The organism is Accumulibacter sp. (assembly GCF_029255285.1).
Taxonomy (GTDB): Bacteria; Pseudomonadota; Gammaproteobacteria; order Burkholderiales; family Rhodocyclaceae; genus Accumulibacter.
The window spans coordinates 119,441-145,028 of record NZ_JAPUVI010000093.1; the positions used below are offsets into that span (position 1 = coordinate 119,441).

At 63.1% G+C, this 25,588-nt stretch carries 20 protein-coding genes and 1 pseudogene; 13 read left to right on the forward strand and 8 right to left on the reverse strand.

Annotated features, from left to right (window positions below):
* The first annotated feature begins 4 nt into the window (after positions 1 to 4).
* The 6 genes from eno (at position 5) to Q1M07_RS12975 (ending at position 8,801) form a co-directional block, all read left to right on the forward strand.
* Positions 5 to 1,288, forward strand: coding sequence for a phosphopyruvate hydratase (gene eno / locus Q1M07_RS12950; protein ID WP_300454322.1), 1,284 nt, complete (start codon positions 5 to 7; stop codon positions 1,286 to 1,288).
* Positions 1,289 to 1,310: 22 nt separating this feature from the next.
* On the forward strand, positions 1,311 to 1,682 hold the full coding sequence (gene ftsB / locus Q1M07_RS12955) for a cell division protein FtsB (RefSeq protein WP_300454324.1): 372 nt from the start codon (positions 1,311 to 1,313) through the stop codon (positions 1,680 to 1,682).
* A gap of 182 nt (positions 1,683 to 1,864) precedes the next feature.
* Positions 1,865 to 2,335 carry a peroxiredoxin gene (locus Q1M07_RS12960; protein ID WP_300454326.1) on the forward strand — a complete coding sequence of 157 codons (471 nt, stop codon included), beginning with the start codon at positions 1,865 to 1,867 and terminating at the stop codon, positions 2,333 to 2,335.
* A gap of 2 nt (positions 2,336 to 2,337) precedes the next feature.
* Entirely contained in the window at positions 2,338 to 2,832 is a 495-nt protein-coding gene (locus Q1M07_RS12965; protein ID WP_300454352.1) for a peptidylprolyl isomerase, read from the forward strand.
* Positions 2,833 to 2,987: 155 nt separating this feature from the next.
* Positions 2,988 to 5,036: a ferrous iron transporter B gene (locus Q1M07_RS12970; RefSeq protein WP_300454328.1), complete on the forward strand. Its 2,049-nt coding sequence runs from the start codon at positions 2,988 to 2,990 to the stop codon at positions 5,034 to 5,036.
* 477 nt (positions 5,037 to 5,513) lie between these two features.
* The gene (locus tag Q1M07_RS12975) at positions 5,514 to 8,801 is read left to right on the forward strand and encodes a VanZ family protein (RefSeq protein ID WP_300454330.1); all 3,288 of its coding nucleotides are present in this window, start codon (positions 5,514 to 5,516) and stop codon (positions 8,799 to 8,801) included.
* A 75-nt stretch (positions 8,802 to 8,876) separates the two neighbouring features.
* On the opposite strand, the gene Q1M07_RS12980 is transcribed toward Q1M07_RS12975, so the two are convergent.
* The 4 genes from Q1M07_RS12980 to Q1M07_RS12995 form a co-directional block, all read right to left on the reverse strand.
* A complete protein-coding gene (locus tag Q1M07_RS12980; RefSeq protein ID WP_300454332.1) occupies positions 8,877 to 11,078 on the reverse strand; it encodes an EAL domain-containing protein in 2,202 nt (733 codons plus the stop codon).
* A gap of 39 nt (positions 11,079 to 11,117) precedes the next feature.
* Positions 11,118 to 13,295 (reverse strand): HDOD domain-containing protein, encoded by a 2,178-nt coding sequence (locus Q1M07_RS12985; protein WP_300454334.1) that lies wholly within the window; start codon positions 13,293 to 13,295, stop codon positions 11,118 to 11,120.
* 74 nt (positions 13,296 to 13,369) lie between these two features.
* Complete coding sequence (locus tag Q1M07_RS12990; protein WP_300454335.1) at positions 13,370 to 14,158, reverse strand: PEP-CTERM/exosortase system-associated acyltransferase; 789 nt, start codon at positions 14,156 to 14,158, stop codon at positions 13,370 to 13,372.
* Positions 14,159 to 14,327: 169 nt separating this feature from the next.
* Positions 14,328 to 15,125: an outer membrane lipoprotein-sorting protein gene (locus tag Q1M07_RS12995; RefSeq protein WP_300454336.1), complete on the reverse strand. Its 798-nt coding sequence runs from the start codon at positions 15,123 to 15,125 to the stop codon at positions 14,328 to 14,330.
* Between the two features lie 54 nt (positions 15,126 to 15,179).
* Here Q1M07_RS12995 and Q1M07_RS13000 point away from each other — a divergent pair, with 54 nt between their 5' ends.
* Entirely contained in the window at positions 15,180 to 15,989 is an 810-nt protein-coding gene (locus Q1M07_RS13000; RefSeq protein ID WP_300454337.1) for an ABC transporter ATP-binding protein, read from the forward strand.
* Entirely contained in the window at positions 15,973 to 17,463 is a 1,491-nt protein-coding gene (locus tag Q1M07_RS13005; RefSeq protein WP_300454338.1) for a DUF1302 family protein, read from the forward strand. Before Q1M07_RS13000 ends, Q1M07_RS13005 begins: the two co-directional genes overlap by 17 nt.
* Here Q1M07_RS13005 and Q1M07_RS13010 read toward each other — a convergent pair.
* Positions 17,451 to 18,458, reverse strand: a complete 1,008-nt coding sequence (locus tag Q1M07_RS13010) for a zinc-dependent alcohol dehydrogenase family protein (protein ID WP_300454339.1) — start codon at positions 18,456 to 18,458, stop codon at positions 17,451 to 17,453. The two genes, Q1M07_RS13005 and Q1M07_RS13010, sit on opposite strands and share 13 nt — an antisense overlap.
* A gap of 162 nt (positions 18,459 to 18,620) precedes the next feature.
* On the opposite strand from Q1M07_RS13010, the gene Q1M07_RS13015 reads away from it, so the two are divergent.
* From Q1M07_RS13015 to Q1M07_RS13030, 4 genes are read left to right on the forward strand one after another with little or no spacing between them, the layout of a single operon-like run.
* Complete coding sequence (locus Q1M07_RS13015) at positions 18,621 to 19,706, forward strand: ABC transporter ATP-binding protein (protein WP_300454340.1); 1,086 nt, start codon at positions 18,621 to 18,623, stop codon at positions 19,704 to 19,706.
* Positions 19,699 to 20,553 (forward strand): ABC transporter permease, encoded by an 855-nt coding sequence (locus tag Q1M07_RS13020; RefSeq protein WP_300454341.1) that lies wholly within the window; start codon positions 19,699 to 19,701, stop codon positions 20,551 to 20,553. The genes Q1M07_RS13015 and Q1M07_RS13020 overlap by 8 nt, the downstream gene beginning before the upstream one ends.
* Entirely contained in the window at positions 20,550 to 21,338 is a 789-nt protein-coding gene (locus Q1M07_RS13025) for an ABC transporter permease (protein WP_300454342.1), read from the forward strand. Before Q1M07_RS13020 ends, Q1M07_RS13025 begins: the two co-directional genes overlap by 4 nt.
* Positions 21,335 to 22,417 (forward strand): spermidine/putrescine ABC transporter substrate-binding protein, encoded by a 1,083-nt coding sequence (locus Q1M07_RS13030; RefSeq protein WP_300454343.1) that lies wholly within the window; start codon positions 21,335 to 21,337, stop codon positions 22,415 to 22,417. The genes Q1M07_RS13025 and Q1M07_RS13030 overlap by 4 nt, the downstream gene beginning before the upstream one ends.
* 76 nt (positions 22,418 to 22,493) lie before the next feature.
* Here the strand turns inward: Q1M07_RS13030 and Q1M07_RS13035 are convergent, their stop codons facing one another.
* Positions 22,494 to 23,078, reverse strand: coding sequence for a hypothetical protein (locus Q1M07_RS13035; protein ID WP_300454344.1), 585 nt, complete (start codon positions 23,076 to 23,078; stop codon positions 22,494 to 22,496).
* A gap of 133 nt (positions 23,079 to 23,211) precedes the next feature.
* On the opposite strand from Q1M07_RS13035, the gene Q1M07_RS13040 reads away from it, so the two are divergent.
* Complete coding sequence (locus Q1M07_RS13040; RefSeq protein ID WP_300454345.1) at positions 23,212 to 24,348, forward strand: Fic family protein; 1,137 nt, start codon at positions 23,212 to 23,214, stop codon at positions 24,346 to 24,348.
* A gap of 163 nt (positions 24,349 to 24,511) precedes the next feature.
* On the opposite strand, the pseudogene Q1M07_RS13045 reads toward Q1M07_RS13040, so the two are convergent.
* Positions 24,512 to 25,087: pseudogene (locus Q1M07_RS13045) on the reverse strand (DUF2199 domain-containing protein).
* Between the two features lie 31 nt (positions 25,088 to 25,118).
* Entirely contained in the window at positions 25,119 to 25,577 is a 459-nt protein-coding gene (locus Q1M07_RS13050) for a hypothetical protein (protein ID WP_300454353.1), read from the reverse strand.
* Positions 25,578 to 25,588: the final 11 nt, after the last annotated feature.

Here is a 25,588-nt window from a genome sequence, read left to right on the forward strand (position 1 = left end):
CAAGATGAGTTCTGTCGTTGATGTTGTCGCCCGCGAGGTTCTCGACTCGCGCGGCAACCCTACCGTCGAATGTGACGTTCTGCTCGAATCCGGCGTCATGGGACGGGCGGCGGTGCCTTCGGGCGCCTCGACCGGCTCGCGCGAGGCCATTGAATTGCGCGATGGCGATGCGGCCCGCTATCTCGGCAAGGGTGTACTGCAGGCGGTGGAAAATGTGAACACCGAGATTTCCGAGGCGATCATCGGACTCGACGCACAGGAACAGGCCTTCATCGACCAAACGCTGATTCACCTCGATGGCACCGACAACAAGGCGCGCCTCGGTGCCAACGCCATGCTCGCGGTTTCGATGGCGGTCGCCAAGGCGGCCGCCGAGGAGTCGGGTCTGCCGCTCTACCGATACTTCGGCGGTTCGGGGCCGATGCAGATGCCGGTACCGATGATGAACATCATCAACGGCGGCGAACACGCCAACAACAGCCTCGACTTCCAGGAGTTCATGATCCTGCCGGTCAGTCAGAACTCGTTTCGCGAAGCCCTGCGTTGTGGCGCCGAGGTCTTTCATGCTCTGCGGAAACTCTTGCACAAGAAGGGTTTCTCGACGGCGGTCGGTGACGAGGGAGGGTTTGCTCCGAATCTCGGTAGCCATGCCGAAGCTTTGGATCTGATCATTCATGCGATCGAGAACGCCGGCTACTCCCCCGGTGACGACGTGCTGATCGGTCTCGACTGTGCCGCATCCGAACTGTACCGAGACGGCCGTTATCACCTGATCGGCGAGAACCTCCAGTTGAGCTCGCACGAACTGGTGGACTATCTGGCCAATCTGACCGATCGCTTCCCTATCGTTTCGATCGAGGACGGGATGGCGGAGGGTGACTGGGATGGCTGGAAAGTGCTCACGGCGCGCCTCGGCAAGGGAGTCCAGATCGTCGGTGACGATGTGTTCGTGACCAATACGCGGATCTTCAAGGAGGGCATCAAGCAGGGTATCGCCAACTCGATCCTGATCAAGATCAATCAGATCGGCACGCTCTCGGAGACCTTTGCCGCCATCGAGATGGCCAAGCGCGCTGGCTATACGGCGGTGATTTCGCATCGCTCGGGCGAAACCGAGGACAGCACCATCGCCGATATCGCCGTCGGTATGAATGCGCTGCAGATCAAGACCGGCTCGCTGTCACGCTCCGACCGGATCGCCAAGTACAACCAGCTCCTGCGCATCGAGGAAGATCTCGGCGATACGGCGGGTTATCCGGGCCGCGATGCTTTCTACAATCTGTCTTGACTGATTCGGCCGGTTCCGTCCCGTGCGCTGGCTGGCTGTCACACTGCTCGTGTTGATCGCCCTGCTGCAGCATCCGCTGTGGTTGGGCAAGGGCGGCTGGCTGCGGGTATGGGACGTCGATCGGCAATTGCGCCAGCAACAGGAGGCGAACAAGCAACTCGAGAAGCGCAATGCCGGATTGGACGCCGAGGTGCGTGATTTGAAGCAGGGTTACGACGCGATCGAGGAGCGCGCCCGCTTCGAACTCGGGATGGTCAGGCAGGACGAAGTATTCGTCCAGATTCCGGATCAGCCTGCGGCCGACAGGACGCTTGCCCCAAAGGCATCGGCAGCGGGCACGCTTGCGTCTAAGCCAACGGCGGGGAAGGAGGCCGTCAAACAGGCCGGACGATAGCGCGTTTCCTGTCGGCCGCGCTCCGTTCCATCCCGGTGGGCGCGTTGCTGTGGTCCGTTCCGGGCACGGGCAGTCGCGCCGGTCCGGCTGACCGGTAGTTGTAGTCAGGTTCCGGAAGCTTGGTTAGAATCGGGGCACCCGCTCGCTAGCGTGCGATCGGGATGGGTCTTTGAGGGGGCACCATGCTGAAAGCAGGACAGCCAGCGCCGATGTTCGTCCTCCCCGATGCGGATATGGAACTCATCGATATTGCCCAGTTTCAGGGCAGGAACAATCTCATTCTCTTTTTTTATCCCAGAGATGACGCACCGTGCTGTACCTTGCAGGCGACCGATTTCTCCGACCATGAGGACGAGTTCGCGCGACTGGATTGCCGGGTCATCGGCATCAGTCGGGACGACTGTATCCGGCATGCGGAATTCCGAGACAAGCACGGGATATCCGTGTCCCTCCTGTCGGATGCCGATGGCTTGGCGTGCGAGCAGTACGGTGTATGGCAGGCGAAAGAAGTTGGCGGTGTCGAGAAGTACGGCATCGTGCGCTCGACTTTCGTCATCGACAAACAAGGTGTTCTCCGCCTCGCGCTGTACGGAGTGAACGCCAAAGGCCATGCGCTTCAGATGTTGCGTGCGGTGAAGGAACTGAATTCATGAACATGCAAGTTGCCAAGAATACTGTCGTTACGCTCGACTACAGCGTTACCGATCCCGATGGCGAACTGGTCGACGCCGGTCAGGAGCCGCTCGTTTATCTGCACGGAGGCTACGACGATATTTTTCCGATGATCGAGGAAGCCGTGCACGGAAAGTCGATCGGCCAATCGGTAATCGTCAAGATGCAGCCTGACGATGCTTTCGGCGAGTACGATGCCACCTTGGTCCAGGTCGAGCCGCGCAGCCAGTTTCCCGACGAACTGCAACTCGGCATGCAGTTCGAAGGGGTGGCGGAAGGGGCCGACGACGAGGACGAGGACGTGCTGATCTATCGCGTAACCGAGATCGCTGACGACCAGGTGGTGCTCGACGGCAATCACCCACTGGCCGGTATGGCATTGGTATTCACCTGTACGGTTACCGGAATCCGTCCCGCCACGGCAGACGAGATCAGACACGGGCACATGCACGACGACGAGTGTGACGACGACGATTGATGACTGTTCGGCAAATCGTCGGCCGCTAACGACGGCCTGTCGGCCGTAGTGTCCACTCATCGTTGCGCCTGGCGCTCATCGTCTGATCGATGGCGGGCTGAGGGTCGGATTGGTCGAGCCCGCCGTACGGGCTGCGCGCATCAAGCGGACTTCACGTGAAAACAAGGATTACGACGATCCCGCTGCCCGGGAGGCTGTTGCGTGGCGACCGAGGTCCGCGCGTCGCGCTGGTCGGTCGTCTGCAGACCGGAAAGAGTACGCTTTTCCGTGCCGCATCGAGTGCTTCCCCGCGCCACCACAGGCTGCTGCGCGACGGTGGTGCCTATGACGAGTGTCTGGTCGACATCGGCCTCGAGCAGATCTCTCTGGTCGACCTGCCGCCGCTCGCTTCGCTGCATTCGCTGGACGCGCACGACCGGATCGTCGTCAAGTATCTGCTCTGGGGCGACTCCTGGCCGCCGGTTGCCGCGCACGAAACGGCGCAGCCCGTGGTGGCTTTCAACGCCCCCGACGTGCTGATCCAGGTTGTCGACGCCACGGCCCTTCAGCGGGATCTCGAACTGAGCTTCGAACTCAGTCTACTCGGCAAGCCGATGGTCATCGCACTGAACCGCGTCGACGAAGCCCGTCGCAAGGGACTGTATATCAACGCGCGGACGCTTGCGGATTCCCTCGGGGTGCCGGTGGTGGCGACGGTAGCGCACATGGGTATTGGCGTGGCCGAGTTGTTCGCGGCGGCGCTTGCGGCGGCGCGAGCGCCGACTGTGCCGCGCCAGCAGTTAGCCAGCACGCCTATCGAGGCGAGCCTGGGAGGGCTGCGCTCGCTGGTCGAGCGAGACGAGGTCGAGGAAGCGTTTCGCGTCCCCTGGCGTTTTCTGTTGTTCCAGCTAGCCGAGAACGACGGCTATTTTCTGCAGGAACTGAGCTGCCATTTCCCACACTTGCTGCCCGAAGTCCAGGCGGCGCGCGTTTCTGCCGAGAGCCGCTTGCCGCGTACACTGTCGGACGAACTGCACGCCGACCGGCACCACCGGGCGGCGATGCTGTTCGAGGATGTCACGCGCTTCGGTGGCGCTGCGGACGCCGGCTACTGGCAGCGCCTGCTCGACGGCATCTTTCTCCATCCGCGATGGGGTTTGCTGGGCAGTGTGGCGGTTTTTGCGCTGGTCCTGCTGATGGTTTTCAAGGTCAGCACGATGCTTGATGCCTTGACGGCGGCACCTCTGATGGAGTGGGTTCAGCAGTGGCAACCTGATTCCACTGCCGGCGTCGTCGGGCGAGCGGTCGCCGACGGCTTGGTCGGCCTGGTCGGCATCGCCATTCCCTATATGCTTCCACTCGTCGTGTTTCTGGTGGCGCTGGAGGAATCCGGAATCATGCACCGCGTCGCTTTCGTCGTGGACCGGGGTTTCCACCGTATCGGTCTGCACGGCAGCGTCGCCTCCGCCTTTCTCGTTGGCCTCGGTTGCAACGTGCCGGCCATCTCACTGGTCGCCGCAACGACGAGCGGCAAGGATCGGCTCGTCGCTACCCTGTTGCTTGCTTTCGTCCCTTGTTCGGCCCGCTCGGCGATCATTCTCGCGATGGGCGGCAAATACCTCGGCGGGCTGGGTGTACTGGCCATTTTTGCGCTGACCGCGATCGTCCTTGCCGTATTGGGGCGGATCCTGACACGACGTTACCCGGAGGTGGCGGCGGGCGTGATCCAGGAAATTCCGTCCTACGCGCTTCCTAGCTGGCGCGATGTGTTCCGGCAAACCTGGGAGCGGACAAGCGACATCGTGACCGTCGTCACCCCGCTACTGGTGGCGGGCAGCGTGCTGCTGGCGCTGCTCAGACACTTTGGTGCCGATCAGGTGATCAATCTCGTCCTGCTACCGATCAGTACTTGGTGGCTGGGACTGCCGTCACTTCTCGGAGTGCCGATCCTGTTTGGTGTTTTGCGCAAGGAACTGTCTTTGCTGATGGTCTACCAGGCCCTGGGGAGCATGGAAATCGCGCCTTTGCTCGATCAGGTACAGATCGCTACTTTCCTCGTTTTCCTGACCTTTTACATTCCGTGTCTGTCCACCTTCGCCGTCATGATCAGAACGATAGGCTGGCGAGAGGCCTGCTTCTCGATCAGTCTTTCGGTTGGCGTTGCGCTGCTCATCAGTGGCGTCGTTCGACTGCTGCTGGAGATCGGCCGCGCCTTGCTTCCGTGATCTTCCTGGCTGGTCGTGTGCCAACGCTATGGCGATCCTTGCCGCTGCCACCATGGCCCGAGTTCACCGACGACAGCCCACCGTGCCGCTCGCCGGAGGCCTGCTGTGACCTCCGGCGAACCCCGGTAGCGTGCGTGTGGGCAGCAGAAGTCGGCGGTTCGACGGCCGACGCGCCGCGCTCGAAGGGTCGCCGGTCGTGGCCCTGGAAGCTTCTCGCCGCCCAGCTTGACAAAGTGATTGCCAACGCACCAAGATGCGCCAAGTAGGGCGTCTCTGCGCGGCGGGCAAGAAGGCGGACGGGTGGTGCGGAATGTCCTTCGCCGGCGTCTCTGATCTTGCCACGATGACATTCTCGGCAGCGAGGCGCGACATCTTTCGGCGGCGCCTCCGTCCGGTAGTCGCCATTGCTTTTCTTGGCTTCCTTGCCTAATGTCGATTTTCTCGTTCCACGGATCCAGCGTTTCCCGGACTTGATGAATGCCAAGTGCCTCGATTACCCCTGATTCCGCCGGGCACGACGGCATCGCCCGGCCTACCGGCTGGCTGCTTGCGTACCTCGCTTTCGTAATCTACGGCAGCCTGGTTCCGCTCGACTTCCAGCCGCATTCGCTGGCCTGGGCCTGGGCCCGTTTCGAGCAGATTCCGATGTACCGGCTGGGAGTCGAGAGCCGTGCAGACTGGATCGCGAATGGTGTGCTCTATGTTCCCGTCGGCTTCCTTCTTGTCAACCTGTTGGCGGGCAGGGGGCAACTCGAAAGCCGCGTCTCGAGGCTTGCCTTCGCTATGGTGTTGTCCTGCAGTTTGGCGGTCAGCATCGAGTTTGCGCAGATTTTTTTCCCGCCACGCACGGTTTCCCTGAACGACCTCCTTGCGGAAGTGGTAGGCAGCGCTGTCGGCATCGTGGTGGCCGCCTATGGGACCGCCTGGTTTCGTGCACTCGTTAGCGTCAGGCTTCGCGACCACACGCAATTTCTCGACCTCCTGCTGCAGGTGTACTTGTTTTTCTTCCTCGCCCTTGCCTTGTTCCCATACGACTTCGTCTTGTCGACCGAGGAACTTGCCGCCAAGGCTGCTTCGACCCAATGGAGCTGGTGGCGAGCCGAAGTACCCGCTCAGTGGGGTCTACTGAGGGTTCTGCTGCAACTCGCGATCGAGGTCTCCACGGCCTTGCCGCTTGGCATCCTTGTGGCGCGGCGGAACAGCTTGGCCAGCGGGCGAGCGGGCGCTGCCTTGCGTTTTGGGCTCTTGCTCGGTTTGGCGATCGAGCTTGCCCAGTTTTTCATCTATTCCGGGCGTAGCCAAGGGCTGTCGTTGCTGACCCGGGGTTGTGGGTGCTGGCTGGGCGCTATCCTTTGGCAGCACCGCGAGCGCCTCGCCGAGGGGCGCATCGCCGGACTGGTGCGGCGTCTGACAGTACCGCTGGCGCCGGTTTACCTGTTTTCCGTCCTCGCGCTCAATGGCTGGTTCAGTCGCCCTTGGCAGGGACTGGAAAATGCCAGAGCGGCCTTGGCCGAACTGCGTTTTCTGCCCTTCTACTACCACTATTTCACGACCGAGGCCCATGCCCTGTCGAGCCTGGTTTCGGTTGCGGGCCAATATGCTCCGTTCGGCTTGCTCGCCTGGGCTTTCCGCACTTCCTTGATGGTGCCGGCAGTAGGCGCCTTCCTGCTGGCGCTGGTCGTCGAGACGGCCCGCCTGTTCATCGCTGGCGGGCATCCGGATCCGACCAACGTGCTGATCGCGCCGGCCGCGGCCGTCTTCACGGCACTCGTCGTGGCGCAGCTCGCTCGCTCGCTGCAGGCGGAGAACCGGGGGGCCGTGGCGGCCGTCCTTTCTCCGTTTCCCCAGATGGCCGCCAAGCACCGACCGACTAGCGGGCGCGCCGAGCGGCTCGCGCGAACTCCGGCGACCGCTCGACAAACGAAGGCTGGCAGCTTGGTGGCGCTCGCTTTCGCGGTGCTGGCGACCTTGGTATGGCTTGCCAATTCCCCACTTCAACCGGTGATCATGGCCCTGCTCCTGACCGCCTTCGCCGTGGCCGTATGGTTTCGCCCGCCGGTGTTGATGGCGCTGCTTCCCGCTGCGCTGCCAGTCTTCGACCTGGCGCCCTGGAGCGGGCCGCTGCTGATTGACGAGTTCGACATCCTGATGCTTCTCGGCTTGGCGATTGCCTATGCCCGGACGCCGCAGGCACTGCCCGGCCAGGCGCACGATGTGCCGCTGACCGCTTGCCTCAGCTTGCTGGCGCTGAGCGTCGGCATCGGCGTGCTGATGCCCTTGTTGCCGTGGCCGGCCATCGACCTCAACGCCTTTAGCGGGTATTTCAGCCCGTTCAACGGACTGCGCATCGGCAAGGGGCTGTTGTGGGCACTCCTGTTCTGGGGATTGCTCCGTCGCCTGGCGCTTGCCAATCAGCCGGTATTTTCGCTTTTCGCTCGTGGGATGGCGACGGGATTGTTATTCACCGTCGCGATCGTTCTCTGGGAACGCTCGATTTATGGTGGGCTGACCAGTCTCCACAACGACTACCGCGTGACCGGGCCTTTTTCGGCGATGCATGTCGGCGGTGCCTATATCGAGTGTTTCTTCGCCGTCGCCGTGCCTTTCCTCATTTTTCTTCTCGCCGGAACTTCCAGCCGGGTGGCGAAGCTGTTTGGCGTCGGCTTGTTGTTGATGAGCACCTTCGCTCTGATGCTGACATTTTCCCGTAATGGCTATCTGGCCTTCGCCATCTCCTCGCTGTTGGCGCTTGCCGCCGCACTGCTGGGCGGGCCTGGCCGCTTACGGCGAGTGGCGCCCGTTCTGGCGCTCGGTGTGGCGATGGCCGTCGTGGCCGTACCAATCTTTGCCGGTAGAGTTGCCCAGGATCGGATAGCCCGCGCCGGTGTCGATCTCGACGCCAGACTGGCCCATTGGCGGGGCGCGCTGGCCATGCGGGACGACGGTCTGGCGACGTTACTCATTGGCATGGGCCTCGGCCGCTACCCGGAGATCCATTATTGGCGGAGTCCCGAACCGGGACGGAGCGCTTCTTTCCGTCTCGAGCGTCAGTCAGACAACACCTTCTTGCGTCTTTCGGCCGGCCAGCCGATTTATATTGAACAGATCGTAAGCATCCCGGCCGGCCTGCCGTATCGGCTGAGGGTCGACGTGCGCAGTGCGGTTCCCGCGGCCGGGAGCGTGGTCGTCGCGGTCTGCGAGAAATGGATGCTCACTTCCGCCAATTGCGCCGGTAGTATCGAAGTGCCGCTGGCGAACGCTTCCGGTAGCTGGCAACACTTCGAACAGCCGATCGACGTCAGCCGCTTGACGGCACGCCCCTGGTTTGCCCGCGGCCCGGTCAAACTGACGGTTTATAGCACCGGCCAGACGGCCGTCGACATCGACGCGCTTGGCTTGAGAGCCGGCAATGGACTGGAGCTGATCGACAATGGGGACTTCAGTCAGGGCATGGCGTCCTGGTTTTTCGCGTCCGACAGCCATCTGTCGTGGCATAGCAAGAGTCTGCCGGTTGCCTTGTTGTTCGATCAGGGCTGGCTTGGCGCGTTGGCCGTCACAGCATTTGTTGCGTTGAGTCTGGTTCGGGCAAGCAAGCGAGCAGTCCGGGGTGACCTGGCCGCGGCGACCGCCGGCGCTGCCCTGGCAGGATTTCTGGTACTGGGTTTGTTCGACACGCTGATCGACGCGCCGCGATTCCTTTTTCTCTTCGTCGTTCTCGGTGTGCTCAGTAGTGTACCCGGCGGTTCGCCGCCGGCGCGACGCTGAGTCCGGCTAGCCGCGTTTGGCGTCGTCTTGCGGATCGCCGGTTTCGATCGTTGGCCGATGTAGCCCACGTATTGCCTAGCAAAGGCGCGCCCCTTCGAGCGATGGAAAGGGGCGGCTGGTCAGGAACGCCTCGAAATCCACCGCCGCCAGTGGTCGGCTGAACAGAAAACCCTGCATGTCATTACAATCGAGCTTACCCAACAGTGTTCTTTGAGCGTCGGTCTCGACGCCTTCGGCCAAAACTCGTAAGCCGAAACTGCAGGCGATGCAGGAAACGGCGTGGATGATCGCGCTCGAACTCTGATTCTGAGGGTTGAGATCGCGAACGAAAGACTGATCGATTTTGAGGCTGTTGATCGGGAAGCGGCGCAGATAGTTGAGCGACGAGTAGCGGGTGCCGAAGTCGTCGATCGAAACGCCCAGGCCGCAGGCGCGCAGTTGCTGGACTCTGTTGATGTTTCTTTCGGCGTCCTTCATCAGCAGATTTTCGGTGATTTCGATATCGACCGCCGCCGCCGGGACGGCATGCGTGTCGAGATGGCGGAGGATGCGCTCAGGCAGGTCGTCACGCTCGAAGTCTTTTGGCGAAAGGTTGATGGCCAGTCGCAGGCTGGTGAATCCCTTGTCGCGCCAGGACGCCAACTGGCCCAGCGCTTTGTCGAGTACCCAGTCGCCCAGATCGACGATCATGCCGGTGTCTTCAGCTAGCGGAATGAAGGCGTCTGGCGCCATCAGACCATATTGCGGGTGGCGCCAGCGGATCAAAGCCTCCATCCCGATCGTCAGTCCCTGGCTGAAGCTGATCTGTGGCTGATAGTGCAGCTCGAACTGGTCGCCGCTGACCAGCGCCAGGCGGAGATCGCTTTCGAGCGTGATTCGTCGGCTGTGGCCGCTGTGCATCTCGGGCATGTATTGCAGATAGCCGTTCTTGCCGCGGCCCTTGATCTGGTACATGGCGATGTCCGCACTGTTGAGTAGAGCTTCCGGTGTTTCGCCATTGTCCGGATAGAGCGATATGCCGATGCTGACCGTGGTGAAGAAATCCATACCGGCGATCTTGAACGGTCGCCTGAGTTCGGCCAGCATCTTGGCGGCGATCAGCTCGGCATCCTCGCCGCTGCCGAGATCGGGTAGCAAGACGGTAAACTCGTCACCACCCTGGCGCGCCAGGGTGTCACCGGAGCGCAGGCAGCGACGGGCTCGCTGGGCAAACCCCTTGAGCAACTCGTCGCCCTCGTGGTGGCCGTAGGTGTCGTTGACCAGCTTGAAGCGATCGATGTCGATGAACATTACGCCGAGCCGCTTGCTCTTCCTCTTGGCTTGCGTGAGCGCGATCGCCAGTCGGTCCTTGAACAGGATGCGGTTGGGCAGTCCGGTCAGCAGGTCGTGAAACGCCTGGAAAGCGATCGTCTCCTCGGCTTTCTTGCGCTCCGAGATGTCGCGCGCGACACCGGAGGTGCCCATGAACTGCCGGTCTTGCGGTTCGTTCTGCGTAGTGTAGAGACCTTGCGCGCTCAGGATGGTGACGACGGTTCGGTTTTCGAAATGACGCACGCGTTGGGACTTCGTTTGCAGCCGGATTTCGACGTTGCTGCTGGCACGTTCGCCGATCCGACGTTCGTTGAAGACGAAGCGGGCGCGCTCCTGGTCATCCGGATGTACGATCAGCGAGTAGTGCTGCCCGAGGAGTTCGTCGCGCGTGTAGCCGAGCAAAGCTTCGACGCGGCCGTTGACGAAAATGAAGTGGCCGCTGCGGTCCAAGGTGTAGATGATGTCGGGCGACTGCTCGACGAGAAAACGGTGCAGTCGTTCCGACTGTTCGAGGCGGACCGTCATCAGCGCATGCTCGCGCTCGATCCGGCGTCGATGCTCGACGCGGTCTACGGTGTCGATGAGTTCCTGCGGATTGCCGTGCTTGCGAATGAACTCCAGGGCACCGTGTCGCAGGGCGCGGATCGCCGAATCGATCGACTCGTCGCCGCTGAAAACGACAACCGCTGTCGGCACGTGCGTGTGGACCATCCATTCCATGATCTCCAGCCCGTTCATGTCAGGCAGATTGAGATCCAGAATGACGATGTCGATGTCGCGCCGCTCCAGCCTGCGCAAGGCTTCGCCGCCGCTTCCGCAGTCCTCGATGTGACGTCCCTCGGCCGCCAGCAGTTGCCGGTAGGCCATCCGGATACGCTCTTCGTCGTCGACGATCAGGAGGGTAGCGCCGATGGCGGGAGACTCCGGGACTTGCGGCGAAAAATCGACGTTCGGTATGGCCTTCATCGTTGCTCCTGGCCGCTGTCCGGCGGCGAGATTAACTTCTTAACGCGGTTGGGTTTCACTGTTGCCGTGCTGCGGCGCCGAATTCGCAGTCGGCAGCAGCAGCGAGATCATGGTCCCCTGGCCTTCCTTGCTGCGGCACGTGACGAGTATCCGCAGCTGTCTGGCCAGCGTGCCGACGATCGATAGACCAAGCCCACGAGCAGCGCCGATGCGTCCGTCGACCGGGCGGTGGAGCGCGCTGATCACCGCTTCGCTCATGCCTGGCCCGTTGTCTTCGAACCTGAGTTCGGCAAAATGGCGGCCTTCGTGCAGGATGCCGTCGGTCAGCGACAGTTGCACGCGCTGGCCGCAGGAAAGCGCTTCCGAGGCATTCTTCCAGAGATTGACGAGGATCTGCTTGAGGCTGTTGCGATCGCCGGCAATCCTGATCGCCTGTGGCGGCAGGCGTGCATCGACGACAATCCCACGAGCATCGAAAAGCGTTTCCCGATAGAGCAGAAGAAGTTCGCGCAGCAGGTCGCAGATGTCGAGCGATTCGTCCTCGGTCATCGCCGCGGGGATGGCGCTCATGCGCCGTACGATGCTCGCCACTCGTTCTATTTCCTCGCTGAGTACGGTCAGTTCGCGGTGTACGCCAGCGTCCGGCGGCAGCTTGTCGTCGAGTATCCTCAGATAGCCCTTGATGATCGTCAGCGGATTGCTGGCTTCGTGAACAACACGTCTGGCCTCACGAACGAAGCGCGCCGACACGTCTTCATCAGCCTGCCGACGAACGCTCTGCGTCTCATGCCAGTTGTCGATACTGATGCCGGCAATGCGCCCGAAGTTGGCCAGGCAGGGCTGGCGGCGGGACACGAGAGTGTGTTGACCGGCACTCAACCCGGCGACGATGACGCCGACCGTTCGGCGGTCGCCGATCATCGGGATGCAAAGCAAGCCACCGCTCGCCAGGGCTCTGGCAAACTGCATGTCCATCAGGGATTCCGCGGCCGGCGGCGCCCGGTCGTAGGACGAGCAGATCCGGCCACTGAGGGCTGCCGCGGCGGCCAGACTGCGCCGCGCTTCCGGCAGGATGCTGATCTGGCCGAAGATCGCTGCCTGACCGCTGATACCCTTGCCGGTCAGGCGGCCGTCGAGCGGATCGCAGAACAGGAAAGCGACGCGGTTGAGGTCGAACAAGATGCGCGCCGATTCGCGCAACGCGAAAAGTACCTCGGCGTCAGTGGTGAGGGTGAACAGGTTCTGCTGCAGCGGTCGCATCAGGGCCTGATTGCCGATCAGGCTGGCGATCCGGCCATGGGCGTCGGTTTCGCTCCGGCCGTGGCCCGCCAGCACCCGCGGCAGCCCAGCCGCACCGCCGCATGCCGCGCGGTCGGGCGGCGTCATGCCGATGGCGTCGGCAATGACGCACATACGTTGCTCCGCCTGATCGCGCAGCGCCCGGAGCGAGGTGTTGCCGGGCTGGCCGAACATCCGCTCGGCGAGTTCTTCCAACGCCCCGGGAACCTCGTCGCAGCCGCTCAGCGCGTGCGCCAGCCAGACCACCTGTGGCAACTGGGCGGCGGTGACGATCTGCTCGGCAGGCAGGTGATGGAACAGGATGCCATCCGCAAACGGCGAATCGAGCTGCCATTGATCGGCCAGCCAGGTGCCGATCTCGCCATGATGCGCACCGAAGCGCTCGGTCTCCATGACTGGCAGATCGGTTTCGTTGGTGCAGGTGGCCAGGATCTGCAGATAGGGATCGCCGAGCGCCGACAGCAGGATCAGTTCCCCGACATCGTGCAGCAGGCCGGCAAGGTAGGCTTCGTCCGGCCGGTGGTAGCCGCTGGCGATGGCCAGGCCGCGGGAAAGCTCGGCGATCAGTAGCGAGTGCGTCCAGAAGGCCGACAGATCGACCAACCGGGTGGCGGTCCTTTCGTCGAACAGACTTTGCACCGACAGACAGGTGGCGATCGAGCGGACAAGGCGGGTTCCCAGCGCCATCAGGCAGCTCTCGATGCTGCGCAACTCGTTGCCACGGCGGATCGCCGCCGAGTTGGCCGCCGTCAACACCCGAGTGCATAATCCCGGATCCTGTTCTACCAGCCGGGCAAGTTCGGCCATCGTCGTGCCGTCGTCATCGACCATTTGCATGAGACGCAACAGCACCTGTGGCGGCGATGGCGCGCGTCCCGACTCCATCGCCTGGCGTATCGACTCCGGCAGGCTATGCATGGCGCTGGCGCAAGACGCCTGATCTCTCTCCGGCAGCGGCAGGCAAGAGTCGAGAGACGTACATGGATCGACGGCTAGAGCAGAGGATGGTGTTTCGCGCGCACCGCGTCCTGTCCGCTGGCGTCGAGGCCATCCTTGACTTCGCGCGAGATGACCTCGAAGAGCGCACGGACCAGAAAGTTCATGCCGCCGATGATTTCATCGACCGACATCATCGAAGGAAGGCGGATTCCGCGGTGTTCGATCTCGCCGCCGATCGTCTCGACGCGGACACCGAGTCGCGAGAGGTTCAGCGCGAGACGTCGCTCGGTCAGCACGAACAGCGTGGTGATGCCGTAATGGCGGGCCAGTGAGATCAGACCAAGATAGACGGCAAGAGCCAGATAAGGCTGGCGGGGCCGGTTCGGCGTGCCGAAATCGTCGTCCGAAAGGGAGATCGCCTTGCCTTGTTCGCCTTGCCGGCGGCGGTAGCTGCCGATCACCGCCAGGCGGGAGATCTCGGCGATACGCGAGCGGTCGACGCGCATCGGGTCGATGATCGACCGGTCGAGAGTCGCCTCGCAGCTGATTTCGAAAGGCAGTGACGCGTGAGGGCGCTCGGGGTCGACCAGGACCAGACGGGCGCATCCCACGTACTGCCCGTTGGCAACGGACTGCACCAGACAATGCACCGACTGGTCGTCGAAGGCGTCCGCCTCGAGGCCCTCCGGGCGCTCGGCCTCGAAACCCAACTCGCGGCAGTAAACTTCGTGGCGAATCCGGTAGTTCTCGGCTCGCAACGCGTCGCTCAGGGCCGGCACGACCCTGAAAAACCGCCGGTAGCCCTGGCTCATCGTCAGTTCGGTCAGATTCGAAAGAAACATTCGCCACCCTTCTGCTATTCACTAAACTGCCGGTCGGCCCAGCGCCAAAGCAGCATACTGCATAGTACTACGAACTCAGACCGCCAGTCCCGGAGTGGCGGCATAAGCCCGGACGACCGATCAATCCGCACGGCGGCAGGGAATCATCGTTGCCAGTCTGCCGCTTGCGCTAGTCGAGTTTCTTCAGGTAATCCTTGGTGAATACCTTGTCTGGCAGGTCGCGCAATTTCATGCCGCCATACTCCAGAACGGACTGTTCCCCACCGCGCAGCGCGTCTTCCATGACCAGCCGGGTCGGCCGCTTCCTCCCCTCCATCGCCTTGAATTCCTCGTACTTGCAGGTTTTCAACAGGCGGTTCGAGAGCGAATAGAACTCCGCCTTGTAAGGCCAGAAATCCTTCTCACGCACCCAATAGACCACCCGTTGGTAGGTCACGCTGCGATCGACGCCGGTCAGTTCGAGTACGTGATAGTTGTCGCTTCCGATCTTCTCGCTACGCAGCAGTTTCGGGGTGTAGTCGGCGGCGAAATTGGCGCGCGCCAGGTCGCCGTTGGCCACCTGTCCGGTCAGTCGTTGCGACAGTGCGAGGCGAATCGGTTGCGACACATCGGGCATGAAGACCCACAAGTCGCGACCCTTCATGAGAAGGATCTGGCCGCGTTCGGAAGCGGGTTCGGTGACCATGACCACACTATTTGTATTGCCTTTGGAAAGTACCCGGTACTTGCGGACATCGGCGGTCTGACCGCTGCTCGCGGTGGTGATCGTCACATCGACCTGAAATCCCTCGCTCGGGAAGCGCACCTGATCCGCCTTCTCGACAATGGCCCTCGCCTCGGCTTCGTCGCCAGCCGCCGTCGCCGCCGCGTCGGCGGCCCGCGCCGGCGATGCCCAGGCGAGAAGGGCGCAGGACAGAAGAAGCACGGCAGTCTTGACACCAGTATGGCGGGTCGTCATGATTTCCATAGTTTTCACCCCATTGTGCTGACCGTCGACACGGTTGGCAGGAAGTGCCAGCGAATGAGCGTTGTCCGCATCGAACACGTAAACAAGGATTATCTGCTCGGCGAACAGAAAGTCCAAGCCCTCAAAGACATTACCCTGGCTTTCGATCCGGGCGTCTTCCTGGCGATCGCCGGTCCGTCGGGCAGTGGCAAGACCACTTTGTTGAACCTGATCGGCTGCATCGACACGCCGACCAGCGGGCGGATTTACATCAACGACGAGGACGTCAGCGGACGCACGCCCGACCAGCTCGCCGACCTGCGCGCACGCACGATCGGCTTCATCTTCCAGACCTTCAACCTGCTGCCCGTGCTGTCGGCCGCCGAGAACGTCGAATATCCCCTGCTGCATCGCAGGGATATTACCGTTTCGGAGCGTCAGAAGCGAGTGGCCTACTTTCTCGACGTCGTCGGCCTGTCGAAGTACGCCGAGCATCGCCCGAACCAGTTGAGCGGCGGTCAGCGGCAACGCGTGGCGATCGCCCGGGCGTTGGCCATCAAGCCGGCGATCGTCCTGGCCGATGAGCCGACGGCCAACCTCGACCACAAGACCGGCGAGGAGATCCTCCTGCTGATGAAGAAGATCAACCGCGCCTTCAAGACGACTTTCATCTTCTCCACGCACGACAAGCGCGTGATCGCCAGGGCGGACCGTCTGGTGCGTGTCGAGGACGGCGAGATCGCCATGCTGGGCGTACGTTCGAGTACCAAGTGGTCGCTGGCCCGTCACCGTCCCACGGAAGCCGCTACCATCAACCAGGAGAATGGCCAGCCGAGTGGCGCGCCGGCCTCCGCCGGGGAAGAGAATCATGCACAACAGAATTGACAGGGCTATCGTTCGACTCGCATGGCTCTTCGCCGCCTGGCCGCTGGCCGCGGCGGCCGGGCCCGGCGAGCCGGCGTCGCCCGCGTCATCGGCCGTACTTTTGGCGGCGAAACCCGACGACAGCCTCCCAAAAAGCCGGGATGCCCTTTTCGCCGACGACGAGCCGGCCAAGGAAACGGCAGCGCCGGCCAGCCGCGAGTCGCTGTTCGGCGACGACGCGCCGCTCGCGGCCGATGCGGGCCCGGGCAGCGGACCGGCGCGCGCCGCCGGCGTCAAGGGTTTCGTCGAGAACGTCATGGCCTATGCCTATCGTCAGCCGTCGCACTGGTCGGAGATGATGCTGCGCGCCGATCTCGGCGCCCAGGGTGATCTTGGCAACAACGTCAAGTGGAAGCTGGGTGCCCGTATCGATTACGACGCCGCTTATTCCCTGACCGATTTCTACCCGCAGGCGGTGGACAACAATCAGCGCTTCAATGTACTGCTGCGTGAGAACTATCTCGATGTCGGCGCGGGCGACTGGGATTTTCGTATCGGCCGGCAGCACGTCATCTGGGGCGAGATGGTCGGCCTGTTTTTCGGCGACGTGGTTTCCGCCAAGGACGTGCGGCACTTCGTCCTGCCCGAGTTCGACGTCCTGCGCATCCCGCAGTGGGCCGTCAGGGCCGAATATTTCAAAGACGACTTTCACGCCGAGTTGCTGTGGATTCCCGTTCCCAGCTATGACGAGATCGGCAAGCCCGGCGCCGAGTTCTACAACTACACGCTGCCGCCGCCACCCGGAGTGGCCACCGTCTTCCGCAACGAGAAGATCCCGACGCGCAACCTCTCCAACACCAACTATGGTCTGCGCCTGTCGATGTTGCGCGACGGCTGGGATGTCGCCGCCTTTGCCTATAGCAGCATGAGCGCCGCGCCGACCTTCTACCGCGAGATCGTTCTCGGCCCACAGCCGACTGTCGTCTACCAGGCCAGGCACGACCCGATCGATCAGTTCGGCACCACCCTGGCCAAGGATTTCGGTTCCGTGGTCTTGAAGGCCGAAGCCGTGTATACCCGCGGCCTGAACTATCAGGTCAAGAACACCACCGACCCGGACGGAGTGGTCGCACAGAACACGCTGTTGTGGGTTGTCGGCCTGGATTTCACGCAGTTCAGCGACACACGTATCAATGCCCAGTTTTTCCAGAGCCATTTCTTCGACCACCATCCGGACATCATTCCGTCTACCAATGAAAACGGCTACAGCCTGCTGGTCAACCACAAGTTTGGCGACAAGATCGAGGCGCAGGCGTTGTGGATTGCCAGCCTGAACCGCAACGACTGGATGCTTCGCCCGCGCCTGACCTGGAACTTCGAGAAGAACTGGCGTCTGGCCCTCGGCGTCGACGTCTTCAATGGCCCGCCGCTCGGCTATTTCGGGCGCTACGACGCGAAAGACCGCGTCTACTCGGAACTGCGCTACAGCTTCTGAGGCGCGCTCGGCTCGGGAACGAGCACCGCCGCGCCGCGGATTCGGCCTTCCCGCAAGCGCTGCAGCGCCTCATTCGCCGAGCGCAGCGGGAAGCTCTCCACTTCGCACCTGACGCCGGCGCGTGGCGCGACGGCGAAGAATTCCTCACCGTCGCGCCGGGTGAGATTGGCGATCGACCGCACACAGCGCTCGCCCCACAGGATGGCATACGGAAACGCGGGGATGTCGCTCATGTGGATGCCGGCGCAGACCACGCTGCCGCCCTTGGCCGTATGACGAAGCGCCTGCGGTACGAGTTCGCCGACCGGCGCGAAAATGATCGCCGCGTCCATTTCCCCGGGCGGTGCCTCGTCGGCGCCGCCGGCCCAGCTCGCGCCGAGTTGGCGGGCGAAATTCTGACCGTCGATGTCGCCCGGCTTGGTGAAGGCGAAGATCTCGCGTCCTTGCCAGCGAGCCACCTGCGCGATGATGTGGGCGGCTGCGCCGAAACCGTAGATGCCGAGACGCGAGGCGTTGCCCGCGGCGACCAGCGAGCGATAGCCGATCAGCCCGGCGCACAGAAGCGGCGCCGCTTCGACGTCGGAGTAGCTTTCCGGCAGCGCAAAGCAGTAGGCTTGATCGGCCAATGCGAACTCGGCATACCCGCCGTCAAGCGTATAGCCGGTGAACTCCGCCGCGTCGCAGAGGTTCTCCGCCCCGCCGGCGCAATGGCGGCAATGGCCGCAGGTGCGACCCAGCCAGGGCACGCCGACACGCTGACCGAGCGCAAAACGTTGCACCGCGGAGCCTTTCGCGACCACCAGGCCGACGATTTCGTGGCCCAGCACGAGCGGCAGCCGGGCCTGCCGCAGATCGCCGTCGAGGACATGCAGATCGGTGCGGCAGACGCCGCAGGCGCGCACCTCGAGCAGCAACTGATCGGACCCCGGTCGCGGCCGCGCGACTTCAGCCAGTCGCAAGGGCTGGCCTGGGGCCTCCAGAATCATCGCTTGCATGGCAGACCTTTCTGTGCAGGCCGTCTTGCTCGCCGGCGCCGCCCGCACACCGGCGCCCAAGGGCGATTCTATGCCTTGGCGCATGGCGCACGCAACGTCACCGGCGCGTCTGGCGGCCAGGCTCCGGCAGCGGCCGGTTTTCTGCGCTAGACTGAAGTCACCATGCCACTACTTGAGATTCGCAAGGTCAGTCGCCGTTTCGGCGACCTCAAGGCGCTCGACGACGTCTCCCTGTCGATCGAGGCCGGCGAGTTCTTCACCCTGGTCGGACCTTCGGGTTGCGGCAAAACCACGCTGCTGCGCATGATCGCCGGCTTCGACGAACCCGATGACGGCGAGTTGCTGCTCGACGGGCGACTGCTGGCCGGCATTTCGCCCGAGAAAAGGCCGGTGCACACCGTTTTCCAGAGCTACGCCCTGTTTCCTCACCTCAGCGTGGCGCAGAACGTCGCTTTTCCCCTCGAGATGGCCGGCGTCGGACGCGACGAGCGGCGGCGGCGTCTCGCCGAAGCGCTCGCCCTGGTCGCGTTGACAGACAAGGCCGAGCGCTATCCGAACGAACTGTCCGGCGGCCAGAAGCAGCGTGTCGCCCTGGCCCGCAGCCTGATCGACCAGCCGCGGGTGCTGTTGCTCGACGAACCGCTGGCGGCGCTCGACGCCAAACTGCGCGAGCAGATCCAGGGCGAACTGATTGCCTTGCAGCGCAAGATCGGCATCACCTTCGTATTCGTCACCCACTCCCAGCAGGAGGCGCTCGCTCTGTCGCAGCGGATTGCGGTGATGAATCAGGGGCGTATCGAGCAGATCGGCGCGCCGGCGGAGATTTACAACTACCCGAAGAATCGCTTCGTCGCCGACTTCATCGGGACGATCAACCTGTTGCCCGTCGAGGTCAGGGAAGCGGCGGCCGATCATCTGCGGCTTTTCGCCAGCGGACTCGGCGACCTCGTCGGCCCGCCGGCGGCCACCGCTCGACCCGGACAGCACGGCGTCCTCGCCTTACGCCCCGAACAGGTCGGCATCGTTGCTGGCGTCCCGGCGCAGGAACTGGGCAACCATTTTCAGGGCCGGGTCCGCGATTACCTCTACCTGGGCGATGTCACGGTGTACAAGGTCGCGCTCGACAACGGAGTGATCGTCGAGGCGCTGGTCGCCAACTCGCTGCCCGGACCGACCCGCTTCCTCGAGCGCGGCGACCCGGTCGGCATTGCGTGGCGGCGCGACGCCGGAGTCTATCTGCATGATTGAGCCGCGTCACCGACAGCGCGCCGCGGCGTCGCGCGGATCGCCGAACGGCTGGCTGCTCGGCGCCCCACCGGCCGTTTTCCTGCTCGTCTTCTTTCTCGCGCCGGCGCTGTTGATGGTCGGCGCTTCCTTCCAGGAGCCGGGCGAATTCGGCGGCCTGGCGCCATTGCTGCAGGACGGCCGGCTCAATCTGTCGCTCGAGAGTTACCGCTTCTTCTTTGGCGACCGGATTTATGCCGAGATATTCCTGCGTTCCTTCATCGTCGCCGCGGCGACGACACTGATCTGCCTGATGCTCGCCTATCCGCTGGCCCTGGCGATCGCGCAGAGTGCCAAACGTCGGCGCGATCTGCTGGTGTTGCTCGTGATTCTGCCGTTCGCGAGCAACTTCCTGATCCGCATCTACGCCTGGATCGTCCTTCTCGGTCCGGCCGGCCTGCTCTACACACCAGGCGCGGTGATCGCCGGCATGGTCTATGTCCATCTGCCCTTCATGGTGCTGCCGCTCTACGCCAACCTCGAAAAGCACGATCCGGCGCTGCTCGAAGCGGCGCAGGATCTCGGCGCCGGGCGATGGACGCGCTTCCGGCGGATTACGTTACCGCTTTCGCTGCCCGGCGTGTGGGCCGGCTCGGCGCTGGTCTTCATCCCGGTCCTCGGCATGTTTGCCGTCCCCGAGTTGCTCGGCGGCACGCGCGACATGCTGATCGGCAACCTGATCAAGGAGCAGTTCCTCGACAACCGCGATTGGCCGCTCGGCGCGAGCCTGTCCATCCTGCTGACCGTCGGCGTCCTGCTGCTGGCCGGATTGTCGGCGTGGTCCGCGCGGCCGCGCCGGAGCGTGCCATGAAACGCGGCGCGCCTGGCCTGTGGGCCGCGGCCTTGTCCGTTTATGCCTTCCTCTATGTGCCGCTGGCGATTGTCGTGCTGTTCTCCTTCAACGACTCGATGCTCAGCGCCGAGTGGGTCGGATTCACCACGCGCTGGTACGCAACGCTGTTCGCCGACCAGCAGATGCTCGATGCGGCCGCCAATTCGCTGTTCATCGCGCTCAGCGCCGCCAGCTTGTCGACCGTTCTCGGAACGATGGCCGGACTGGCCATGGCGCGCCGCCGGTCGGCCTGGCTGGGCGGCCTGCCCCTGCTCGTGCTGGGGCCGGTGGCGATGCCCGAGCTGCTGCTCGGCGTGTCGCTCCTGTTGTTCTTTCGTCAGGTGCTCGATCTGACGCTCGGCCTGCTTTCCATCCTCATCGCCCACGTCACCTTCTCGATCGGCTTCGTCGCCGTCGTCGTCCGCAGCAGCCTGGCGATGCTCGACGAGAGCATCTTCGAAGCGGCGCGCGATCTCGGCGCCAGTTCCTGGCAGACCTTCCGCCACGTCACCCTGCCGCTCATCCGACCGGCCGTGCTGGCCGGTTTCCTGATGAGCTTCACGCTCTCGATCGACGATTTCGTGATCACCTTCTTCGTCGCCGGGGTCGGCGTCACAACCTTGCCCTTGCAGATCTACTCGCTGATCAAAGTGGCGGTGACGCCGGAAATCAATGCCGTATCGACGCTGCTGATGGCGCTCACGCTGACCCTCATCGCGCTGGCCGCGAAACTGGCGCCGGATGCCCTGAAGGGCCGGCTGTGAAGATCTGGCCAAGCCTTCGCCGATGGGCGCGGCGGCTGGCCGCGCTGGCGGCGCTGGCCGCGCCGGCGCACGGCGAGGATGTCCTCTATCTGTACATCTGGAACAGCTACCTCTCGGAAGACACCGTCCGCCGTTTCGAAAGCCAGTGCCGCTGCCGGGTCAATCAGGACTACTACTCGGACAACGAGGAGATGCTGGCCAAGCTCGATGCCGGTGCGACCGGCTACGACCTGCTGGTTCCCACCGGCTACGCGGTCGAGACCTTACTGCGGAAGAACGCGCTTCGCCCACTCGACAGGACGAAGCTGCCGAAGCTCGCCAATCTCAAGTCCGACTTCCGCGAGCCCTGGTACGACCCCGGCCTGCGCTACACCGTGCCCTATGCGACGACGGTCACGCTGCTCGGCTACAACGCCACCCGCCTGGCTCAACTCGGCCTGCCGACCGATAGCTGGGCACTGATCTTCGAACCGCGCCACCTCGAGAAACTCAAGGGCCGGGTGACGGTGCTCAACAGCCAGCGCGAACTGATGGCTGCTGCCATGAAATATCTCGGCCACTCGGTTCAGGAAACCGACCCGGCGCGCTGGGACGAGGCCAAGCGCCTGATCCTGCGCGCCAAGCCTTACTGGGCGACTTTCTCCAACAGCACCTATATCAAGGATCTGGCGCTCGGCAACATCTGGGTTGCACACGGCTACTCGAGCGACATGTATCGCGCGCAACAGGACGCGCTGGAGGCCGGGCGTCCTTTCGCGATCGATTTCCGCACGCCGAAGGAGGGTGCGGTGCTGGCGGTCGACAGCTTCGTCCTGCATCAGGGCGGCCGCCGCCCCGACCTCGCTCATCGCTTCATCGACTTCATGCTCGACGGAGCCAACGCGGCCGACGTCTCCAACCTGATCGGCGCCGGCAACCCGAATGCCGCCGCGATGCCGCACATCCGGCCCGAAATCGCCGGGCATCGCGGCATCTTTCCGCCGCCCGAGGAACTACGCCGGCTCGAAATGCTGCGCGACTTCGACCCGAAAACGCGTCGCCTGCTATCGCGGATGTGGACCGAGATCAAGGTTCGCTGAAACGCGGTCGGCCGCGGCGCGCTTCGTGCTGCCGGCAGCGAGCCCGGGGCAGGGCGCTCATCGACGCTGGCCGGCGCTACTTCCCAGCCCGCAACGCCGCCTGCTGGCGTTGGTATTCCTCATAGGACATGCTCGCGCTGGCCAGGCAGCGCTTGTGCTCCTGGGTGTCGTAGATCTTGTTGCACTCGTTGGTTTGCCAGGATTGCCCCGTGCGGTAGACGTCCTGCGACGTACAGGCGGCGAGTGCCGGCACGAGCAGGAACGACGCCACAAGCCGCCAGCCGCGAGTCGCTTTTTCCGAAGTTTCCATGAGTTGACCTCGACAGATCATGATCCGCTGACCCCGGATCTCAGCGGAGAGGAAGCACCGCTCTCCGGCCAGGGCTCGCAATAGGCGTTGACAGCGTATTGTCCGCTCTGTGGGGCGAATGCGAAGGGCCTTCCTCTGCATTGGGTCGATAGGCACATGCAGGCGCTCATCGCTGCGCAGAACGTGAGAAGCAATGCCAGTCGAAAAATCGCTTTCACCTGCTGAACCTCCTGTTGAATAGACTGGACAGCGCAATTCGGCAGCGCAAGCGGCAAGCTTGCTGATTTCAAAACCAAGCGCATCACCGGTCAGCCGACCGGAACTGGCAGCGCTCCACTTATCGAAGAGCATTGGCTGTCCAAGCAAACGGGGCCGCCTCTCAATTCTACTTCCGTTGCCCCCAAGGCAGGCGCATTGAACGGCGACCTCGGCCAGCTGCGGTGAATTGATTGCGCCCGCGGAGAATATCGGACATAATCGCCGCATGAAAAGCGGCAATTACACCTACATCTGGCAGACCAACGAGTGGCCGGACTGGCGCTACGACCTGGCGGCCCTTGCTGGCCCATTGGCCGAGGTCAGCCGCGCCCAGGGCCTGCTGCTGGGGCGCTTGGCGGATGTTGGCATGCCCCTGCGCGATCAGGCCAGTCTGTCGGCACTCACCGAAGACGTGGTCAAGACCAGCGAGATCGAGGGCGAACAACTCGACGTCGAGTCCGTGCGCTCGTCCATTGCCCGCCGCCTGGGGGTGGACATCGGCGCCCTCGGCCCGGTAGATCGGCATGCGGAAGGCGTGGTCGAGATGGTACTCGACGCCACGGCCAACTGCGACGCGCCGGTTTCGCGGGAACGCTTGTTTGGCTGGCACGCGGCGCTCTTTCCGAGCGGTTACTCCGGCCTTTCGAGAATCGGGGTCGGCGCCTGGCGCAACGATGCCGGCGGCCCTATGCAGCTTGTGTCCGGCCCTCCCGGCCGCCAGCGGGTGCATTTCCAAGCGCCGCCCGCCGAGCGCCTGGAGACCGAGACGGAGCGATTTTTCGACTGGGTCAATGGCCATACGGGCGAGCCGCCGCTCATCAAGGCCGGCCTCGCCCATCTGTGGTTCGTGACCCTGCACCCCTTCGACGACGGCAATGGCCGAATCGCCCGCGCCGTTGGCGATCTGCTGCTGGCCCGTGCCGATGGCAGCCCGCAACGCTTCTACAGCCTCTCAGCCCAGATCCAGCGTGAGCGCAAGGCCTACTACGACATCCTGGAGCGCACCCAGAAAGGCACGCTTGACGTCACCGATTGGCTCGCCTGGTTCCACAACGCCTTGCACCGTGCCGTCGATCAGGCGCAGCACACCCTCGACGCCGTTCTGGCCAAGGCGCGTTTCTGGCAGCGCTTCGCCGGCACCCCGATGAACGAGCGCCAAGTGAAACTCGTCAATCGATTGCTCGATGGCTTCGAAGGCAAACTCACCACGAGCAAGTGGGCGGCGATTGCCAAGTGCTCGCCGGATACAGCGCTGCGCGACATCAACGAACTGCTCGCGCGGGGCGTGCTGCGCAAGACCGCCGCGGGCGGACGCAGCACCCACTACGAGTTGAACGAAGCGTCGGCGGGGGATCGCCCATGAACCAAGCCATGATCAACTGCGAAACCACACCAAGCGAGTTCGCTGCCGAACGCCAGTTCGATTCCCGAAATCACTCTCGAACGCCTGATTATCCAAAGTGCGGACCCGCATGCCGGGTGGTGTGGGGAGGGCCGGTTAGACGCCGGCCCTTACCCGATTGGGGCTAGATTGCACCGATGTTCTCCAGAATCTGATGATAGCGGGCCGATGAAATGCCGCGCACTTGCTCTGACGCCAAGCCGCCTAAGTGACCGGGGGAGCATTCAATTCTTGGGCGCTCAGTGGAAGTGCCGAACTTTATGGACACAGGGCAGCCAAGAACTCGTTCATATCCTGGCGGCTGATTTGCGAGCTTCGCAGAGACGGCGGGTTCAGTGGTGGCGTCGTGCTCGTAGATTTCGAGGTAACGCTCAAATACCGGCTACTCGACTTCTGCCCAAAGGCCCCAGCCGAAATAGCCGTCACGGTCTGTGAACTGCAAAGGCAAGAGGCAGCGAATGAAATAGCGCTCTCCGAACTGGCAAAGATCCGTGGTCCATTTAGCCTTCGACGCACGTTCTTCTTCGGGGATCGCCCAGACGTCATCTGGAAGCGAGTATCCGTAGTCGGTAGGAAGGCCGTCATGCGACTCGCCGCAGTGTGGGCAGACAAACGACGGTGAGGATTCAGTCATACCTAGAACCCCAACGTAAAAGTAACCGGCGCCGGAGCGCCAGCGGAGGGGACCCAAATGCAGCATTTGGGTGTCCGGTTGACTGTCATGTTAGCCGTCATGCTCTTGGCAAGCGCGCGGCCTCTGGAACCTCTTGCATTAGGCCACGCAGTTTCGTGAGGGTAATGGGGCGCTGACCGTTCTTCTGCATGGCGCCACAGAGCCCCCAAACAAGAGCGCCTGGACCGTTGTAGATCTCGTCTGCCTCGCCGGACCGTCGAAGCAGCAAGACAACCAAATGCTGAGGTTCTGACCGCAGTGCGACGGATTTGCTTTGTGTGGCTTTAATCTGAACTAACCAGCCGTTGGGTGCCGTGGCGTCGTGGCCTTCAGATGACACGCCGAGTAGTGTTAGGCCGTAGTTGTGCGCCGCGACCATTTCGCCAATGCTCCCAACAAGATGCCCGTCGGGGGTAAAAGCCCTTCCAGGGAAGAGACTCTCGAATTCAGCCACGAGCTCGTAGAGCTTGCGAACAAGCTCAGGAACCTTTGCGATTGCGTCACTGTTGGGCTGCATTGAGACGGCTA

Excerpts from the sequence above, each read along its gene's own strand:
- eno (WP_300454322.1), top strand. The coding sequence starts at position 5 with ATGAGTTCTGTCGTTGATGTTGTCGCCCGCGAGGTTCTCGACTCGCGC.
- Q1M07_RS12960 (WP_300454326.1), top strand. The coding sequence starts at position 1,865 with ATGCTGAAAGCAGGACAGCCAGCGCCGATGTTCGTCCTCCCCGATGCG.
- Q1M07_RS12965 (WP_300454352.1), top strand. The coding sequence starts at position 2,338 with ATGCAAGTTGCCAAGAATACTGTCGTTACGCTCGACTACAGCGTTACC.
- Q1M07_RS12975 (WP_300454330.1), top strand. The coding sequence starts at position 5,514 with ATGCCAAGTGCCTCGATTACCCCTGATTCCGCCGGGCACGACGGCATC.
- Q1M07_RS12980 (WP_300454332.1), bottom strand. The coding sequence starts at position 11,078 with ATGAAGGCCATACCGAACGTCGATTTTTCGCCGCAAGTCCCGGAGTCT.
- Q1M07_RS12985 (WP_300454334.1), bottom strand. The coding sequence starts at position 13,295 with ATGCATAGCCTGCCGGAGTCGATACGCCAGGCGATGGAGTCGGGACGC.
- Q1M07_RS12990 (WP_300454335.1), bottom strand. The coding sequence starts at position 14,158 with ATGTTTCTTTCGAATCTGACCGAACTGACGATGAGCCAGGGCTACCGG.
- Q1M07_RS12995 (WP_300454336.1), bottom strand. The coding sequence starts at position 15,125 with ATGGAAATCATGACGACCCGCCATACTGGTGTCAAGACTGCCGTGCTT.
- Q1M07_RS13000 (WP_300454337.1), top strand. The coding sequence starts at position 15,180 with ATGAGCGTTGTCCGCATCGAACACGTAAACAAGGATTATCTGCTCGGC.
- Q1M07_RS13005 (WP_300454338.1), top strand. The coding sequence starts at position 15,973 with ATGCACAACAGAATTGACAGGGCTATCGTTCGACTCGCATGGCTCTTC.
- Q1M07_RS13010 (WP_300454339.1), bottom strand. The coding sequence starts at position 18,458 with ATGCAAGCGATGATTCTGGAGGCCCCAGGCCAGCCCTTGCGACTGGCT.
- Q1M07_RS13015 (WP_300454340.1), top strand. The coding sequence starts at position 18,621 with ATGCCACTACTTGAGATTCGCAAGGTCAGTCGCCGTTTCGGCGACCTC.
- Q1M07_RS13020 (WP_300454341.1), top strand. The coding sequence starts at position 19,699 with ATGATTGAGCCGCGTCACCGACAGCGCGCCGCGGCGTCGCGCGGATCG.
- Q1M07_RS13025 (WP_300454342.1), top strand. The coding sequence starts at position 20,550 with ATGAAACGCGGCGCGCCTGGCCTGTGGGCCGCGGCCTTGTCCGTTTAT.
- Q1M07_RS13035 (WP_300454344.1), bottom strand. The coding sequence starts at position 23,078 with ATGCTCTTCGATAAGTGGAGCGCTGCCAGTTCCGGTCGGCTGACCGGT.
- Q1M07_RS13040 (WP_300454345.1), top strand. The coding sequence starts at position 23,212 with ATGAAAAGCGGCAATTACACCTACATCTGGCAGACCAACGAGTGGCCG.
- Q1M07_RS13050 (WP_300454353.1), bottom strand. The coding sequence starts at position 25,577 with ATGCAGCCCAACAGTGACGCAATCGCAAAGGTTCCTGAGCTTGTTCGC.